The organism is Bauldia sp. (assembly GCF_020442045.1).
GTDB lineage: Bacteria > Pseudomonadota > Alphaproteobacteria > Rhizobiales > Kaistiaceae > Bauldia.
The window spans coordinates 1-17,676 of sequence record NZ_JAGRLA010000020.1 but is presented as its reverse complement, the minus strand read 5'-3'; the positions used below and the strand labels follow the sequence as shown (position 1 = coordinate 17,676).

The following is a 17,676-nucleotide window of genomic DNA, read 5'->3' as shown; positions in this document are numbered from 1 at the left end:
GGCTTGGTTCCCTCGTCCTTCAATTCGTCGCCGGAGATACAGACAGCGCGGCCAGGGCCTGGGCCTCCAGCCCCGCGGCACCCGCCTCGACAATACGCCGGAGGCCGGTGGTCTCGCCAAGCAAGCACTCCGTGAAATAGCGCGCGATCGCAACCATGCGCCCGTTTCGTCCGGTCCCGCGTTGGCCAAGCAATGCCCGGGCCAGCAGGGCCGCTCCGAATACCATCCCGAACAGGCGGAGATAAGCGGTCGCACCACCGAGCTGCTCAGCCTTACGGCCTTCCCGCGACAATCGGACGACATGGGCGGTCGCCGCCCGGAGATCCCCGATCGCCGCCTCGAGTCGCGCGGCCGCGGCCGCCGTTTCGGGTGTGCCCGCCGATCGGAGGCGCTCGACCGTCTCCGACATCTCGCCGACCAGGCGATCGACGACCGCGCCGTCTTCCAGCAGCACCTTCCGCGTAACGAGGTCGATGGCCTGAATTCCGTTCGTTCCCTCGTAGATGGCGAATACCCGGACGTCGCGAAGATGCTGGGCGGCACCGGTCTCCTCGATATAGCCCGCACCGCCATGGACCTGAATGCCCAGCGACGCGACCTCGATGCCGGAATCGGTGGAGAATGCCTTGGCAACCGGGGTCAGCAAGGCAGCCCTTCGGGCCCAGATCGGCCTGTCGGCATCGGTCCCCCTTTCGCTCTGATCAATCGCCTGGGCGCAGGCGTAGCAGATCGACCGGGAGGCCGCTGTGAAGGCCTTCATTCGCATCAGCATCGACTGGACGTCGGGATGATCGACGATCGGGCTCATTTCGGCGCCGGTCCAGCCCGGCGCCCGTCCCTGCCGGCGCTCCCTGGCATAGGCGAGCGCTTCCTGGCTCGCCCTTTCGGCGACGCCGACCGCCTGGATACCGACCGACAGCCGGGTGACGTTCATCATCGTGAACATGCAGGCAAGGCCGCGATTCTCCTCGCCGACCAGAAAGCCGACCGCGTCGTCGTAGGTCATCGTACAGGTCGGCGCGGCGTGCAGCCCCAGCTTGTCCTCGATACCGCTCGCCGCGGCGCCGTTCCGGCCAGCGAGTCTTCCGTCGCTGTCGACAAGGAATTTCGGGACCACGAACATCGATATCCCGCGCGTGCCCGGCGGCGCATCAGGCAATCGCGCCAATACGAGGTGGACTATGTTCTCGACAAGGTCGTGCTCGCCATAGGTGATGAAGATCTTCTGGCCGCTGATCCGGTAGGTGCCGTCCCCGGCGGGCTCCGCCCGCGTCGTCAGGGCATTGAGATCCGAGCCGGCCTGCGGCTCGGTCAGGTTCATGGTCGCGGTCCAGGTCCCGGCGGCGAGTTTCGGAAGATAGAGCCGCTTCAGCGGATCGCCGGCATGCGCCTCGAGCGCGATGACCGCGCCGGCCGAGAGCATGGTTCCTGTCGCGAAGGCGGCGGCGCCGGCATTCCACAATTCCTGGATCGCCATCTCGACCATGACCGGAAGGTCCTGGCCGCCCCAGCGCTGGTGGGCGCTGATGCCGCTCCAGCCGGCCGCGGCAAACCGCCGGAATGCCTCCTTCCATCCCGGCGCCGTGGCCACCGCGCCGCCGGAAAAGACAACGCCCTGGCGATCGCCGACGCGGTTCAGCGGCGCAAGCTCCCTTTCGGCGAACCGTCCGGCCTCGGCCAGGATCGCTTCCACCGTCTCGAAGTCGACATCGCCGAGAATCGCCCGATCGAGACCGACGATGTCGGTCAGCGTGAAGACGATATCGGCAATCGGCGCCTGAAAGGCCATATGTCCTCCAAGGGTCGGGCTTGACCGGGCGCGGTCCGAACGGCGACAACCGCCGTCGCCAAACAGGACCCGATTTCGAATGCCGGGCTTGCCCGAAATCTTCGACATGAGCAATCCCGGGGATTTCGACGCCGGGATTTCCGCAGCCGCCGCAGCGTTGCGCCGCGGCGGGCTGGTCGGCATGCCGACGGAGACGGTATACGGCCTCGCGGCCGATGCGACCAGCGGCGGCGCGGTCGCGGCAATCTATGCCGCCAAGGCACGGCCGCGCTTCAATCCGCTGATCATCCATGCATCTTCGGTCGAGGCGGCGGAGCGCCTGGCCGTCCTGTCGCCCGCGGCCCTTGCGCTCGCCGGAGCTTTCTGGCCGGGACCGCTGACCCTCGTTCTGCCGAAGCGGTCACCGACGGTCATCGCCGACCTCGCGACCGCCGGGCTCGACACGGTCGCCATCCGTGTGCCCGCCCATCCGGTCGCCGGCGCCCTGCTCGCCACCCTCGACCGGCCGATCGCCGCGCCGAGCGCCAACCGCTCGGGCCATGTCAGCCCGACGACGGCCGACCACGTCGCGGCCGATCTCGGTGGCGGCGTCGCGGTGATCCTCGACGCGGGACCGACCGGGATCGGACTGGAATCGACCATCGTCGGCATGGCGGACGACAGGCCCCGGCTGCTGCGTGCCGGTGGCCTCGCGCGGAGCGACATCGAGGCTGTGATCGGTGAGCCGCTCGCCGCCCCCGGAACGACGGGCGGGGCGCCGGTCGCGCCGGGCATGCTCCGGTCGCACTATGCGCCAGCGGCGCGGCTTCGCCTCGACGCGGGGGAAGTCCGTCCGGGCGAGGCGCTGATCGCGTTCGGCAGCGGCCTGCCGGCCGGCGCGACGGCCGCGATCCGTATCGTCAATCTCAGTGAGAAGGGCGATCTGGCGGAAGCGGCGGCGGGACTCTTCGCGACGCTCCGCGACCTTGACGCTGTGGCCGAGGCCATCGCCGTCGCGCCGATCCCTGATACCGGTCTCGGCGAGGCGATCAACGACCGGCTGAGGCGCGCCGCCGCGCCGCGCGACTAGCTCAGGCCGCTTCTTCGGAATCGGCGGCGCTGTTCCTGCCCGCCTCGCGCCACTTCTTCATCAACGCGGTCAGTTCCGGATCGCCGCCTTCGGGCAGGACGATGCGCAGCGTCACCAGGAGATCGCCACGCCCGCCGCCGGCCTTCGGCAGTCCCTTGCCCTTGAGGCGCAGCGCCTTGCCGCTTCCGGAATTGGCGGGAACGTTGAGCGAGACCTCGCCGTCGAGGGTCGGCACGCGCAGCTTGCCGCCGAGCACGGCGTCTTCGAGGGGAATGTTGACCTCGCGGCGCAGGATATTGCCGTCGACCCGGAAATGCGGATGCGGCACGAATTCAACCGTCACCCGCGCATCGCCTGCCGGGCCACCGAGCACGCCCGGACGTCCCTGCCCCCTCAGCCGTATCACCTTGCCGGACGCGGTCCCTGGCGGAATCGCGACATCGACGGTCCGCCCGCCCGGCAGGTCGACCCGCGCCTTCTCGCCCTTGACCAGTTGTTCGAGCGTCACCGCCACCGTGGCGCTTACGTCGTCGCCCTTGACCGGCTTCGGACGCGGTCCCGCCCCGCCGCCGGCGCCGGCCGAACCCGCACGACCACGGCCGAAGCTCCCGAATATCTCGTTCAGGACGTCGTCGGCGGCGAACGGATCGCTCTCGCTGCCGCTCGTCGACCAGCGGAACGTGCGCGCGCCGCCTGTACCGGCGCCTGGATGCGCCCCGCCCCCGGCACCCGCGCCACCGCCGGGAAATCCGAAGCCCTCGAAGCCCTGGAAGCGCGGCTTGCCTTCCGCGTCGATCTCGCCGCGATCGAACTTGCCGCGCTTGTCCTTGTCGCCGACGATTTCGTACGCGGCGTTCGCCTCGTTGAAGCGTTCCTTGGCCTTCGGCTCGTTCTTGTTGGAGTCCGGGTGGTATTTCTTGGCAAGCTTGCGAAAAGCCGACTTGATCTCGGATTCACTCGCAGTCTTGCTCACACCCAGAACGGAATACGGATCGCGCATGATTCTCGGACAATAGCAGGGCTTGTGGGGTGACGGAATGCAGGCATTCCGCAGTCTATATGGGCATCGGAACCGCCCGATTCCAGCGCCAAATCCGTTCCGGAAGCGTTAATTCACGGCGGTCAGCCAGCAATCCAGCAGGAGACCGGCGAACAGGATCCAGCCATAGTCCCGGTTCGACCGGAACAGCCTGAGGCAATTGCCGGGATCACCGGTATTCAGGGTCCGCACCTGCCAGCCCAGATGCAACGCGCCGACGGCAAGCCCCGCATAGGCGGCGACGCCGGCGCCGGCCGCGAAGAAGGCCGCAGCGAAAAGGACAGTGGCGCCAGCGTAGAAGCCGGCGAGATAGGGTTTGGTCCCGCCGCCGAAGAGCCGCGCCGTCGACCTGACCCCGACCAGCGCATCGTCCTCCCGGTCCTGATGGGCATAGATCGTGTCGTAGCCGATGGTCCAGGCGATGCCGCCGAGATAAAGCAGAACCGGCGCGAGGCCGAGCTGGCCGAAGACCACCGCCCAGCCCATCAGCGCCCCCCACGAAAAGGCGATGCCGAGCCCGAGCTGCGGCCAGTCGGTCACCCGCTTCAGGAAGGGATAGACCGCGACCGCCACGAGCGACGCGAAGCCGACCAGGACCGCGAACCGATTGAACTGGAGCAGCACGACGAGGCCGATCAGGGCCTGGGCTGCGAGGAACACCGCGGCCTGCCGCGGACTGACCTGGCCGCTCGGGATCGGCCGCGACCGGGTGCGCGCGACCTGGGCATCGAGGTCCCGGTCGACGATGTCGTTATAGGTGCAACCGGCGCCGCGCATGGCGATCGCCCCGATCAGGAAGAGCAGCAGGTACCAGGGCTCCGGCCATGGCCGGCCGGCCGCGTCGGCGGCAAGCGACGCCGACCACCAGCACGGCCACAGCAGCAGCCACCAGCCGATCGGCCGGTCGAGGCGGGCCATCCGCGCGTAAGGCTTGGCCACCGCCGGCAGGTAGCGGTCGACCCAGTTGCCGCGCACCGCGTCCGCGACCGTCGATGTGTCTGCGCCGGTTGAGTGTTCGGACATGCGCCTTTATAGCGCGACAGCGGGCGAACGGGAGTGCGACTCATCGTGAATGTCTTGTTGATCGGATCGGGCGGGCGCGAGCATGCCCTTGCCTGGAAGCTGGCCCAGTCTCCCCGGCTCACCCGGCTCTTCGCGGCGCCGGGCAGTCCGGGCATCGCCGAACACGCCGAGTGCGTCGCGCTGGACGTCACCGACCACGGCGCCGTCGCGCGCTTCTGCCGGGACAAGGCCGTCGACCTCGTGGTCGTCGGTCCGGAGGCGCCCCTCGTCGCAGGCCTGGCGGACGATCTGGCGGAAGCCGGTATCGCGGTCTTCGGACCGGGACGCGAAGCCGCCCAACTCGAAGGCTCGAAGGGCTATACCAAGGACCTTTGCGCCGCGGCGAATATCCCGACCGCCGCATACGGCCGTTTCACCGACGCGGAATCCGCAAGGGCCTATGCCCGGGCGCAAGGCGCACCGATCGTCGTCAAGGCCGACGGGCTTGCCGCCGGCAAGGGCGTCACCGTCGCCGCGACCCTCGACGAGGCGCTGGCGGCGATCGACGACTGCTTCGCCGGCGCTTTCGGGTCCGCGGGCGCGGAAGTCGTGGTCGAGGAGTGCCTGATCGGCGAGGAAGCGAGTTTCTTCGCGCTGACCGACGGTAGCGCCATCGTTCCGCTCGCCACGGCCCAGGATCACAAGCGCGTCGGCGACGGCGACACCGGCCCGAATACCGGCGGCATGGGCGCCTATTCGCCCGCCCCGATCATGACCGACGCCATGGTCGAGCGGACGATGGCCGAGATCATCCGGCCGACCGTCGACGCCATGGCCGGACGCGGGACGCCGTTTCGCGGCATCCTCTATGCCGGCCTGATGATCACCGCCGGCGGCCCGCAGCTCATCGAATACAATGTCCGGTTCGGCGACCCGGAGGCGCAGGTGCTGATGATGCGGCTCGAAAGCGACCTGCTGGACCTCCTCCACGCGACGGCGGCGGGAAGGCTCGACGGCGCCATCGCGCGATGGACCCGTGACGCGGCGCTGACCGTGGTGATGGCGGCGCAAGGCTATCCCGGATCCTACGAAAAGGGCAGCGCGATCAACGGCATCACCGCGGCGGAGAGCTTGGCCGGCGTCAAGGTCTTCCAGGCCGGGACGGAGCGCCGGAACGGCCAGCTCGTCGCCAATGGCGGCCGGGTCCTCAATGTCACCGCGACCGGCGCGACCATCGCCGCGGCGCAGGCGAAGGCCTATCAGGCGGTCGAACGGATCGACTGGCCGGAGGGTTTCTGCCGCCGCGATATCGGCTGGCGGGCGATTTCCACAGGCTGACGAAGACCAGCGTGTTCAGGAGCGGATGCCGGTCAACGATATGACTCGGTCCTTGAAGTCCTCGTATTCACTGCCGTCCTTTCGAAACAGCTCGGACATCCGGTAGAAACGGTTGGTGGTTGGACTCTCGCGTCTCGCCATATCGAGATCCATTCGACCGACATTCACCACCGTCCAGCATTCGACATAGCCGACCGCTCTGGCCTTCTGGTGGCTCTTTTCCGCTTCGCCGATCCGGTTATGGATATTCGAGAAATCGGAACCGCCCTTCACTTCGATGGCGATCAGGTCGCGAAAGCTGCCGCCGCTCATCTCCTCGCGAATGATGATATCCGGATCGGGCGCAAACTCGATCAGAACGCGTCTCCCCGCGGCGTTGGTGATCTCGATGCGGCTGGGGCCCACGCCGGTAACCGCGTCGCGGGCTATCTCCTCGATCACGTCGAAGACCTTCACGATTCCGTCCGCGCCCTTCCTGACATTCGCGCCGCCACGCAGCTGCGGCCCCAGTGTCAACAAGGTCAAGTCATCGAGCAGTTCCCGACTCATGCGACTGCCGCCGATCCCGTCGAGCAACAATGCCCCGGCACCGGCAAGCGACCTGCAAAGCTCGGCCAGACCCGCCGCCCCCTTGCGGGGCAAACGTCCATGTTTCTCCATCGAGGAGAACTGTGAGATGCCGGTCTCTCTCGAATAGAATTCTTTTTGGCTGTATCCGTAAAGAAGCCGATAATATGCCAGAAGCCGCGGATTGGCATCGAGTATGACCGGGACCGCGAAAAGCAGTTCTGCGCGCAGCCCGCAGCTCGCCAAGATCGAAAGACTCGCTTTCGGAACATATTCCGCCAGCGCCTTGTCCAGCTCCGTTATGTCGAGTTGGCGAACGGTCGAAAGGAGTGCGTCCTGCAGATACCGCGTCCGGATATCGGCCAGAGCGCCGGCAAAGTCGATCTGGAGCTCGGGATCGGGAACCTTCAGCATCAGGCGGCAATTCGAACAATGGTCCTGTCGTCCGCTTCCAACCGCCTCGCCGCCAACGCAACATAGTCCGGGTGGATTTCGATCCCCACGTATTTCCGGCCAAGCCGTCGCGCGACCAGGCCCGCGGTGCCCGATCCAAAAAACGGATCCAATACGAAGTCGCCGGGCCGGCTCGCGGACAGTATGCAGGGCTCAATCAGCGCCGGGGGAAACGTCGCGAAGTGCGCCCCGATAGACGCCTGCGTCTGAACGTTCCAAACGCTGCGCAGGTTTCGCCTGCCCAGGTCGTTCACCTCGAGAACAGCGTCGCGATTATAGTAATATTTCTCCTCTTTGGTCAGCATGAAGACATACTCGTGAGACCGGGTCGGACGGTCCTTGACGCTCTCCGGCATGGCATTCGGCTTGTTCCAGATGACGTCGGCGCGCAAGTACCATCCGTCGTCCTGCAATGCCAACGCGAGTCGCCACGGAACACCAAGAAGGTCTTTCGGCTTCAGTCCGTCGGGAGTGCCTGGCCGCACCGACATGGCGCGCGCCCGGTTTTTCTTGTCGGGAGCCCGCCAGCGACGATTTCCGCTCGTATAGCCGTCGCCAATGTTCAGCCAGAACACCCCGTCATCCTTCAGGACGCGCCTGACTTCGGAAAATATGCCTCGCAGCGAGTTGATGTATTGAGAAAGCGTACCCTCAAGGCCCAACTGGTCCGGTACACAATAATCCCGCAATCCCCAGTAGGGCGGCGACGTCACCACGGTCTGTACCGATCGCGCGGGCAGACGTCGCAACACGGTCAAGGCGTCACCTTCGAAGATGACCGACCCTGAAAGGTCCAGCGCATCGCCTCGCTCGATCTTTTCTGTCTTCGTCACGGAGCCCACCTCGCGCGTGTCATTGCATTGCTTGACGACAGCTGCCTCGTCGAGGCGATTCGCCGCTCCTTTCAGCCTATCAAGTTCCCTCGGCATCCAGGCGACCGGCATCCGCTTGTCCCCAATCGCACGGAACATAACAGGAACACAACGGGCCGCCTTTGGCAATTGCCTGGTCCAGGGCGCGGATCCGATGAAGAAGCCGCCCTTCCCTCGCCCCAATGATTCGGCCAGAATCGGGGCGAAGGAGCCTGATTCTCAATGCCGATCCGCCGCCTTTCCGAGGACATGGTCAACCGCATCGCCGCCGGCGAGGTGGTCGAGCGGCCGGCGAGCGTCGTCAAGGAGCTGGTCGAGAACGCCATCGATGCCGGCGCCACCCGGATCGAGGTGGTCACCGCCGGCGGCGGCGGCGCGCTCATCCGGGTCAGCGACGACGGCGGCGGCATGGCGCCGGACCAGCTCGCCCTCGCGGTGGAACGGCACTGCACGTCCAAGCTCGATAACGGGCTCGACGACATCCGCTCGCTCGGCTTCCGCGGCGAGGCGCTTGCCGCGATCGGTGCCGCGGCACGACTGTCGGTGGCGTCGCGGGCGCGCGGCGCCGACGACGCCTTCGAGGTTACGGTCGAGGGCGGGCGCGTCAGCGCGGCGAAACCGGCGGCCCTTTCGGCCGGGACCCGCATCGAGGTCCGCGACCTCTTCTTCGCGACGCCGGCCCGCCTCAAGTTCCTGAAGTCGGAGCGGGCCGAATCCGCCGCCATCACCGATGTCGTCAAGCGGCAGGCGATGGCCCATCCCGACATCCGCTTCTCGGTGACCGGCAGCGACCGGTCGGGCATCGACTATCCGGTCGCCACCGGTGCCGACGCGCAGCTCACCCGGCTGACCCAGATCATGGGCGCCGACTTCCGCGCCAATGCGGTCCCGATCAGCGCCGAGCGCGAGGGCGTGATGCTCACCGGCTTCGCCGGGTTGCCGACCTACACCCGGGCCAACAGCCTTGCCCAGTTCATCTTCGTCAACGGCCGGCCGGTCAGGGACAAGCTGCTCCTCGGCGCGCTGCGCGGCGCCTATGCCGACCTGATGAAGCGCGACCGCTATCCGGTCGCCGCCCTCTTCATCGCCCTCGATCCGTCCCAGGTCGACGTCAACGTCCACCCCGCCAAGGCCGATGTCCGCTTCCGCGATTCCGGCCTCGTCCGCGGCCTGATCGTCGGGGCGATCCGCCAGGCCTTCGCCGCCGGCGGCCTTCGCTCGTCCTCGACCGCAGCGACGGCGGCGATCGCCGCCTTCCGGCCGCTCGACCGGGCGGCCGCCTACCGCGCTCCTTCATGGACGCCGCCGCGTGTCTCCTCCGGGAACGCCGCGCTCGCCACCGGCTTCGCCGAGGAAAGCCAGGCGGTGTTCGACGGCGCCGACCAACCGTCGGCCGATATCCCGCAGGCGGGACCGGAGCCGCTCGACGTCGCCCGGCCGCTTGGTGCCGCCCGCGCCCAGATTCACGAGAATTACATCGTCGCCCAGACCACCGACGGACTGGTCATCGTCGACCAGCACGCCGCCCATGAACGCCTGGTCTACGAACGGCTGAAGCACGGCCTCGACGACAACGGCATCCCGAGCCAGATCCTGCTGATCCCCGAGGTCGTCGACCTCGCGCCCGAGGACGTCGACAGGATCGTCGACCGCGCCGCGGAGCTCGCCGAGCTCGGCCTGGTCGTCGAACGCTTCGGCCCCGGCGCGATCGCGGTCCGCGAGACGCCGTCGATGCTCGGCGCCGTCGATGCCGGTGCCCTCGTCCGCGACCTCGCCGCGGAGATCGCCGAGTGGGACCGCGTCGTCGGCCTCCGCGACCGGCTCGACCGCATCGCGGCCACGATGGCCTGCTACGGCTCGGTGCGATCGGGGCGGCGGCTGAAGGCCGAGGAGATGGATGCCCTCCTCCGGGAGATGGAAGCGACGCCCAATGCCAGCGAATGCAATCACGGGCGTCCGACCTATATCGAACTGAAACTCACCGACATCGAGCGCCTCTTCGGCCGTCGCTGACGTCCGGGAACAAGGATCGAAAGGAAGGTCAAGTCCCGTGAGAAAGCTGCTGATCGGACTGGTCGTCGTGGTCGTGGTCATCGTCGGGGCGCTCTTCGCGCTGCCGCTTCTCATCCCGTCGGACACAATCAAGGGCGAGCTGATCGCAACCATCGAGGAGGCCACCGGTCGCGACATCCGGATCGATGGCCCGGTTTCCGTCAGCATCCTGCCGACTCCGCACCTTTCTGCGGAAGGGATCGGCATCGCCGGTCTTGCCGGCGACTCGGACGCCTTCCGGGTCGATTCGGTTTCCTTCGGCGTCAGCCTGATCCCGCTGCTGTCGGGCAATGTCGAAATCACCGGCGTGACGATCGAGCGGCCGCAGATCCTCGTCGCCTATGACGAAGACGGCATCGGCAACTGGGAAGGCGTGGCGGAGACCGCCGCGGCCGATGCGGCTCCGGCGCCGGCATCGAACCCGGAGAGCATCGAGGACCTGATCGCGGCCGAGCCAGCGCCTCCTCCCGCCGACCAGGCGGCCGGAGACGCCCTGGCGGCGCTCGAAAACCTCACCATCGGGCGGGTCAGCATCGTCGACGGCACGGTGACCTACAGCGATGCGAGGAGCGGCACGAAGGAGACGATCGAGGCGCTGAACCTCGACATCAGGATGCCGGAGATGGTCGGCGCCGGCACCATCGACGGCAGCTTCGCCTACGGGGGCGTCGAGCAGAAGGTCTCGCTGGCACTCGCGGAACGCCCGGCCGCCCAGTTGCTCGAGCGTATTCCGGTCGAGCTGACGCTCTCCAACGACGGCGGCAGCCTGACCGCGAAGGGTACCGCGCTCGACGGCACGTCCTTGATCAAGGGATCGATGGAGGCGACCGGGTCGTCGCTCGCCGGCTTCCTGAAAGGATACGGCGTGGACCTGCCGGACGCCCCGGCCTTCGAGGCATTCACCCTTTCGAGCCCGCTCGAAGTCGACGACGCCAGCGTTCTGCTGAGCCAGTTCAAGGGTGAGATCGGCGGCATCCCGCTGGATGGCGCCCTGCAGCTCGTCTACGATCGCCCGACCCCCGGCATCGGCATGAAGCTCGCCGCCGGCAAGATCGACACCGCCCTGTTCACGCCGAAGACCGTCGAGTCCGGCGATGGCGGGGGTGAAGGTGGTGGCGGCGGCGGAAGCGACGGCGCGCTCGACCTCTCGGCGCTCGGCGCGCTCGACGCCAATGTCGACTTCACGGCCAGCGAGATCGTCCTCGGCTCCGCCGCGCTCGCCAATCTCGCCATGGACCTGAAGCTTGCCGGCAGCGTGCTGACGACCACCATCCGCTCGGTCGAGATCAGCGGCGCCCCGGGCTCCGGCGCCGTCACCGTCGACGCCCGGCAGCCGGCGCCTGCGATCTCCGGCTCGGCCAAGCTCGCCGGTCTTGACCTTGCCGGCCTCATGGCGCTCGCCGGCACCAATGCCCCGGCGACCGGACTTGCCGGACTCAACGTCGACTTCCAGACGACGGGCGCGACCGTCGACCAGCTCGTCGCCAACCTGAAAGCGAGCGGCGCCGCCTCGCTGACCAACGGCGCGCTGACCGGCCTCGCTCTCGCCGAGTATGTCGGTGGCGACAAGTCGGCCGACAAGATCGAGGATATCGACGTCAAGGTGAGTTTCCCGTCGCTCGATTCCCCGGTATCGGTCGATGGTGCGCTGACCTGGCGCGGCGAGCGCTTCACCATAGCCGCCAAGGGCGACGCGCGGGCGCTGGCCGAGGGCAAGGAAACCCAGGTCTCGCTGACTGCCAAGTCCACCCGCCTCAATCTCGGCTTTGCCGGTACCGCCAGCCCGGACGGCTTCGGCACCGGCAAGGTCGCGCTGTCGACGCCGTCGCTCCGCAAGCTGCTTGCCTGGATCGGTCAGCCGATGTCCGGCACCGGCGGCCTCGGCCCCTTCTCGATCGACGGTACGGTTTCGCTCGAAGCCGACCGCTTCACCTTCGACCGGGCCGCCTTCTCCCTGGACTCCTCCAGCGGCCTCGGCACCGGCGCGGTGGTCTTCGCCGACAGGCCCAAGGTCACCGCCGGCCTCGCCATGAAGGTGCTCGACGTGACCCCCTACCTCGTCGCCTCCGGGACCACGGCCCGCAAGGGCGGCAACGGCGGAGGAGGAGGTGGCGGAGGTGGCGGTGGCAGCGACGCGCCCGTCGACTTCTCGGGCCTCAAGGCCTTCGACGCCGACCTCAACCTGAGAGCCGACAGGATCATCGCCGACGACATCGAGATCGGCAAATCATCCCTCACGGTGAAGGTCGCCGGCGGCAAGCTCAACGCCAACCTCACCGAGATGGCTCTCTATTCCGGCAGCGGGACCGGCGCCGTCACCGTCGATGGCGCCGCGGCGACACCGGCAATGGCCGCTTCCTTCAAGCTTGCCAAGGTCTCGGCGAGGGACTTTCTCGCCGATGCCATCGGCTTCAAGCGCATCGAGGGAGCGGGTAGTTTCAATTTCGATCTCCAGGCCGCCGGCAAGAGCCAATCGGCGCTGATGAAGTCGCTGTCCGGCAAGGGCGCGATGGCGGTCCGCAAAGGCGCGATCAGCGGCATCGATATCCCGAAGATGCTGAAGAGCCTCTCGATCAACTCCCTGCTCGGCTGGCAGCCCGGCAAGGACAAGACCGAGTTCTCCCAGATCGATGCGACCTTCACGGTGACGAAGGGAATCCTGACCAACAAGGACCTGGTGATGGCCGGACCGGAATTCGCGCTGCAGGGCGCCGGGACGATCGACATCCCGGCCCAGACCGTGAGCTATACCCTCAATGCCCAGGTCGCCTCCGGCAAGAAGGGCCAGCTCAAGGACTTCGCCGTGCCGATCCACGTCGAGGGTCCGCTCGCCAAGCCGAAGATCTACCCGGATGTGAAGGGAGTCCTGGAAAACCCGCAGGGCGCGATCAACCAGATCAACGAGATCACCGGCAACATCCTCGGCGATACCGGCGACAAGAAGGGTGGCGACAAGAACAAGAAGAACAAGAAGAAGGACAAGAACGACCCGGTCGGCCAGGTGCTCGACCTCTTGAAGCAATGAGCGGCGGATCTGCAATTTGCGCGCCTGGCCGCCGGCCATATAGGATCGTCTCATGAACCGCATCGAACGACACGGCCATGGCGGCGAGGCCAAACTCCGCTATCTCGACGGCGACTTCCAGGTGGTCGTGCCGGGCGGCTTCGTACGCTGCGCGGTCACCGGGCAGGAGATCGCGCTCGACGAATTGAAATACTGGAGCGTCGCCCGCCAGGAGGCCTATTCCGACGCCGCGGCGTCGCTGGCGCGCGAGATGGAGGCGAAGGCCGGCTAGGTCATCGACCCATAAATGGGATTCGCGAATCGGAGGAGTGCTGATTCAATCTCGCCAGCGAAGGAGATTGATATGGCGCGCTTTGATCTGACGGATTTCGAGTGGTCTGTGATCCAGCCTCTGCTGCCGAACAAGCCGCGCGGGGTGGCGCGGGTGGACGACCGGCGGGTTCTGAACGGCATCTTCTGGCGGCTGCGGACGGGAGCGCCGTGGGCCGACATTCCGGAGCGCTACGGCCCGATTTAATGAGTCGATGACCTAACCGTCCGAAATTCGCTGGATGAGGCGAGTAACCACCCACTTGTTCTTACCTATTCTCCGCTCTCGCTCAAAACCATGACGTTCGAATGTGGACATGGCCCCATTGAACAGGAATGAGCCCGAAACCTTGCGACCGTCAGTGTCTTCTGGATAGCCTTCGACACATCCACCGCCCAGTCTTTGAATTTGTTCAAGCGCACCACCCAATGCGGCCGACGCCACTCCCTTTCGGCGATGAGACTTGCCTGCAAAAAAGCATGTGATCCTCCAGTCAGGGAGAACCGGATCGGCAGCAAGATAGGCGCGTCGGTTCTTGATTCGCGGCAGTTCTTCCGGTGATCCGAATTGGCACCAGCCGACACATTCCGTCCCATCAAAGACCAAAGCAGCATGTGCACGTCCGCCACGAACGAGGGCTTCCTTTTCCTGACGGTTCAGTTCCGCTGATTTGCCCCAGCCTTCGCCCTTTGCGTGGAATGCCATGCACCAGCAACCTCCCCAGACACCACTATGCGCCTCAACCAGACGTGCAAAGGATGGCCAAGTTGTTTCGTCAAGAGGCTTAGTGGTGAAATCGGTCATTGCTTCTGTCTATGCTCGTGGGAGTTTTATCCCCATTCTATCAATTGCCGCTTGGCACTCAATTGGTTGTGTTTGTTTGGGGGTGTCGAAAGTAGACCTTTGCGCCGACACAGCAAAAACTCACTCTGTCCCGCTGACCCGAACATGGAAGCGACCGCGGCGAATGTCGGTAGCTACCCGAACAGACGCGAACTCATCGCTTTCCGGCCGCCTTGAACGGCTTCGAGCCCGAATAGCGGCCAGAATTCGCCTTTTCACGCCTTATTGGCGGCGGCCTGTTCCAGTATCCGCCTGTAACCCACACGCGAAAGCCATTGCGCGCGTTCGAGATGGCTTTGCCAGCATCGGCGTGTGTTTAGTCCCGGCATTTGATGGTGCAATCTTTTCCATAGAATGGAAGGAAGCACTATGGGGCAAATACGTCACGGCAGCGCCGCGACCGGCACGGCAAGCCGCACCGCATCGCGCATCATCTCCTCGACGCCCGCCGGATTCTCGAAGTCGAGCACGACCGGGAAAGCTTCGGCTCGCTCCCGCAACTCGGCGGCCGCGCCAGTCGCCCCCTTCAGCCGGACGAGGTCCTTTTCCGTCGTCACCAGCCGCAGCCCGTCCTTCTCGGACCTGGCCAGAAGACGGGCCGCATCGGCGTCGGTGAACTGGTGATGGTCGGGAAAGGCGATCGTCTCCTCTACCGGCGCGCCGATCGCCGCGAGGGACTCGAAGAACTTGCCCGGCCGGCCGATGCCGGCAAATGCGAGGATCGGCGTCTTGCGCCAATCGCGCACCCGCACCGGCTTCAGCGACGCCCTCAGGACCGGGCGGCCGCCCCGCGCCGCGGCGCGGATCAGCGGCTCGGCCATTCCGCCCTCGCCAATGACGATCAGGGCGTCGGCACGGCGAAGCTGCAGGTCGAGCGGCGCACGTAGCGGTCCCGACGGGATCATCATGCCGTTGCCGATTCCCGCGCCGGCATCGACACAGGCGAAGGAGACATCCTTTGCGAGGGTGGGATTCTGGAATCCGTCGTCCATGATGATGGCGGTGACGCCCTGGTCGAGCAGAATCCGCGCCGAGGCGGAACGGTCCCGGCCGATCACCGTCGGTCCCGCCTCCGCCAGGAGCAACGGCTCGTCGCCTATCGCCTCGGCCGTGTGTGAGCCCGGGTCGACAAGCAGCGGCCCTTTTTCGCTTCCGCCGTAGCCTCGCGCCAGGAACCCGGGCTTGAGCCCCTGGCGACGGGCGATCCTGGCAAGCGCCAGCGCGGTCGGTGTCTTTCCCGCCCCGCCGACGACGAAATTGCCGACGCAGATCACCGGCACCGGCGGCCGGAACCGCGGTGACTTGGCCATCCGCCAAGCCGACATCTGCCCCCATATCCGGGAGGCGGGCCACAAGGCGAGCGCCGCCCCGCCGGGACGCGGCCGCCACCAGAAGGCCGGCGCGGCGGTCACGATTGCGCCGGCTCGAGACGGACGAGAGGAGCGCCCGGTTTCCCCTCGCTCCGAAGGACCGGCTTCAGCGCCACCATCGTCCTTTCGAGCGCACCGCGGAAGGGCGACAGCGCGGCCTGGGCGTTGGTCACGCAGCGCTCGCGTGCCCGCGCATCGGCGATCAGGATGCTGGCGCTTTCCGCCAGTTTCCCAGCATCGACGACGCGACAGCCGGCGGTCAGCTTGTCGAGCGCCTCATAGACATCGGCGAAATTCTGGATGTGGGGGCCATGGAGGACCGCGGTCCCCAGCACCACCGGCTCGATCGGATTCTGCCCGCCATGGTCGACCAGCGATCCGCCGACGAAGGCGACCGGCGCGATCCGGTAGAACAGGCCAAGCTCGCCAAGCGTGTCGGCGAGGTAGATGTCGGTGGAAGGCGTCGGCTGCTGGCCGCTGCTGCGGCAGGCGATCGACAGACCATTGCCGGCGAATGCCGCGACGAGCTCCGCGCCCCGGTGCGGATGGCGCGGAACGATGATGGTGAGCAGACCGGGATGCCGCGCAACCATCCGCCTGTGGGCGGCGACGACGATCTCCTCCTCACCGGGATGGGTGCTCGCGGCCAGCCAGAGCGGGCGATTGCCGATCTCGCGCGCCAGCGCTTCCCGCGCGCCGTCATCGGCGCCGGGCGGCGGCGTATCGAACTTCAGGTTACCGGTCACCGTCACCGCGGGAACGCCGAGGGAACGGTAGCGCTCGCCATCCGTCTCGGTCTGGGCGAGGCAAAGATTCACCTGCGAGAACAGGGCATGGGCGATCGACGGACGCCGGTGCCAGCCCTCGAACGACTTCCGCGACAGCCGCCCGTTGACGATGACAAGCGGTATCCTCTCGCCCGTGAGGGTCGCGATCGCTTGCGGCCAGAGCTCCGATTCGACGAAGATCGCCATTTCGGGCCGCCAGTGGGCGATGAAGGCCTTCATCCACCGCCTGACATCGATTGGCGAGAACTGATGCACCGCGCCCGGCGGAAGCCGCTGCTCGGCAATCCGCGCCGCGGTCAGGGTCACGGTGGTGAAGACCACCGACCGCCCCGATCCGACGATCTCCTTGATCAGGGGCAGCACCGCGTTGGTCTCGCCGACACTTGCCGCATGAACCCATACGACGGCGCCATCGGGCCGCGACCGGGAAGCGCGACCATAGCGCTCGTCGAGCCGGGCCGGATCTTCCTTGCCGCGCGACACGCGATAGGAGAGGAGCAGCGGGGCAAGCGGCCTGACGACGACGCTGCCGAATGCCCGGTAGAGGCCGAATGCGATGTTTGCGGACAGGCTAGCCATTGCGTTTGTCGACGATGCGGTAGGCGCGATCGGTCGCTTCGTTCAGTGCGGCTTCGAGCTCCAGTCGCTTGCGCTCCTGGGCGTCCGGATCGGCGTCGGCGGGAACCTCGACCGGTGTGCCGACCGCACAGACCGCCCGGCTGAACGGAAGATTGATCGTCGAGCGGTCCCAGCTCGAAACGTCGATGCGCCGGCTGCTGGCATAGGCGAGCGGAATCACCGGCCGGCCGCTCACCCGGGCGAGGGAGATGATCCCCATCCCGGCGCGCCGTGGCGCGAGGTTCGAGATGTCGGCGGTCATCGTCACGCAGGCCCCCTCCTCCAGCGCCGACTTCATCTCGAGGAAGCCGGCCATGCCGCCCTTCTCCAGCAGCCGGGAGGGGTCGCGCGCCGTGGAGCCGCGGATGGTCCTGATGCCGAGCTTCCGCGCCACGAGGGCGTTGATCTCGCCGTCATGATGCTTGGAAATGAGGACGCGGGCATCGAAATCGAAAATCCGTGCAAAAGGCAGCATGAAATGTTGGCCGTGCCACATGGTGAAGATGACCGGCGCGAGATGAATGTATTTGCCGTAGGGATC

14 protein-coding genes and 1 pseudogene are annotated in these 17,676 nt (G+C 66.7%); 6 read left to right on the top strand and 9 right to left on the bottom strand.

Going from position 1 to position 17,676, the window contains the following annotated elements; genetic code table 11:
• Positions 1-19 precede the first annotated feature (19 nt).
• On the bottom strand, positions 20-1,789 hold the full coding sequence (locus tag KDJ86_RS02170; RefSeq protein ID WP_291742275.1) for an acyl-CoA dehydrogenase family protein: 1,770 nt from the start codon (positions 1,787-1,789) through the stop codon (positions 20-22).
• A gap of 106 nt (positions 1,790-1,895) precedes the next feature.
• Here KDJ86_RS02170 and KDJ86_RS02165 point away from each other — a divergent pair, with 106 nt between their 5' ends.
• On the top strand, positions 1,896-2,858 hold the full coding sequence (locus KDJ86_RS02165; RefSeq protein WP_291742272.1) for an L-threonylcarbamoyladenylate synthase: 963 nt from the start codon (positions 1,896-1,898) through the stop codon (positions 2,856-2,858).
• Position 2,859: 1 nt separating this feature from the next.
• Here the strand turns inward: KDJ86_RS02165 and KDJ86_RS02160 are convergent, their stop codons facing one another.
• Positions 2,860-3,858 carry a DnaJ C-terminal domain-containing protein gene (locus KDJ86_RS02160; RefSeq protein WP_291742270.1) on the bottom strand — a complete coding sequence of 333 codons (999 nt, stop codon included), beginning with the start codon at positions 3,856-3,858 and terminating at the stop codon, positions 2,860-2,862.
• Positions 3,859-3,966: 108 nt separating this feature from the next.
• Positions 3,967-4,920 carry a 4-hydroxybenzoate octaprenyltransferase gene (ubiA, locus tag KDJ86_RS02155; protein ID WP_291742267.1) on the bottom strand — a complete coding sequence of 318 codons (954 nt, stop codon included), beginning with the start codon at positions 4,918-4,920 and terminating at the stop codon, positions 3,967-3,969.
• Positions 4,921-4,965: 45 nt separating this feature from the next.
• On the opposite strand from ubiA, the gene purD reads away from it, so the two are divergent.
• Positions 4,966-6,237 carry a phosphoribosylamine--glycine ligase gene (purD, locus tag KDJ86_RS02150; protein WP_291742360.1) on the top strand — a complete coding sequence of 424 codons (1,272 nt, stop codon included), beginning with the start codon at positions 4,966-4,968 and terminating at the stop codon, positions 6,235-6,237.
• Positions 6,238-6,252: 15 nt separating this feature from the next.
• On the opposite strand, the gene KDJ86_RS02145 is transcribed toward purD, so the two are convergent.
• Positions 6,253-7,218 carry an XcyI family restriction endonuclease gene (locus KDJ86_RS02145; protein WP_291742264.1) on the bottom strand — a complete coding sequence of 322 codons (966 nt, stop codon included), beginning with the start codon at positions 7,216-7,218 and terminating at the stop codon, positions 6,253-6,255.
• On the bottom strand, positions 7,218-8,201 hold the full coding sequence (locus tag KDJ86_RS02140) for a DNA-methyltransferase (protein ID WP_291742261.1): 984 nt from the start codon (positions 8,199-8,201) through the stop codon (positions 7,218-7,220). The genes KDJ86_RS02145 and KDJ86_RS02140 overlap by 1 nt, the downstream gene beginning before the upstream one ends.
• 150 nt (positions 8,202-8,351) lie before the next feature.
• On the opposite strand from KDJ86_RS02140, the gene mutL reads away from it, so the two are divergent.
• The 4 genes and pseudogenes from mutL to KDJ86_RS02120 form a co-directional block, all read left to right on the top strand.
• Positions 8,352-10,142, top strand: coding sequence for a DNA mismatch repair endonuclease MutL (gene mutL / locus KDJ86_RS02135; protein ID WP_291742258.1), 1,791 nt, complete (start codon positions 8,352-8,354; stop codon positions 10,140-10,142).
• Positions 10,143-10,179: 37 nt separating this feature from the next.
• A complete protein-coding gene (locus KDJ86_RS02130) occupies positions 10,180-13,206 on the top strand; it encodes an AsmA family protein (protein WP_291742255.1) in 3,027 nt (1,008 codons plus the stop codon).
• A gap of 52 nt (positions 13,207-13,258) precedes the next feature.
• Complete coding sequence (locus KDJ86_RS02125) at positions 13,259-13,477, top strand: DUF2093 domain-containing protein (protein ID WP_291742253.1); 219 nt, start codon at positions 13,259-13,261, stop codon at positions 13,475-13,477.
• 72 nt (positions 13,478-13,549) lie between these two features.
• A pseudogene (locus KDJ86_RS02120) lies at positions 13,550-13,717 on the top strand (transposase); the annotation flags it as partial.
• 18 nt (positions 13,718-13,735) lie between these two features.
• Here the strand turns inward: KDJ86_RS02120 and KDJ86_RS02115 are convergent.
• From KDJ86_RS02115 to KDJ86_RS02100, 4 genes are all read right to left on the bottom strand, one after another.
• Positions 13,736-14,320, bottom strand: a complete 585-nt coding sequence (locus tag KDJ86_RS02115; protein WP_291742251.1) for a hypothetical protein — start codon at positions 14,318-14,320, stop codon at positions 13,736-13,738.
• Positions 14,321-14,742: 422 nt separating this feature from the next.
• A complete protein-coding gene (lpxK, locus tag KDJ86_RS02110; protein ID WP_291742248.1) occupies positions 14,743-15,771 on the bottom strand; it encodes a tetraacyldisaccharide 4'-kinase in 1,029 nt (342 codons plus the stop codon).
• A complete protein-coding gene (locus KDJ86_RS02105; RefSeq protein WP_291742245.1) occupies positions 15,768-17,096 on the bottom strand; it encodes a 3-deoxy-D-manno-octulosonic acid transferase in 1,329 nt (442 codons plus the stop codon). The genes lpxK and KDJ86_RS02105 overlap by 4 nt, the downstream gene beginning before the upstream one ends.
• Positions 17,089-17,676 (bottom strand): lysophospholipid acyltransferase family protein (locus tag KDJ86_RS02100; RefSeq protein WP_291742243.1); only part of this gene is annotated, 588 nt, incomplete at its 5' end. The genes KDJ86_RS02105 and KDJ86_RS02100, both read right to left, overlap by 8 nt.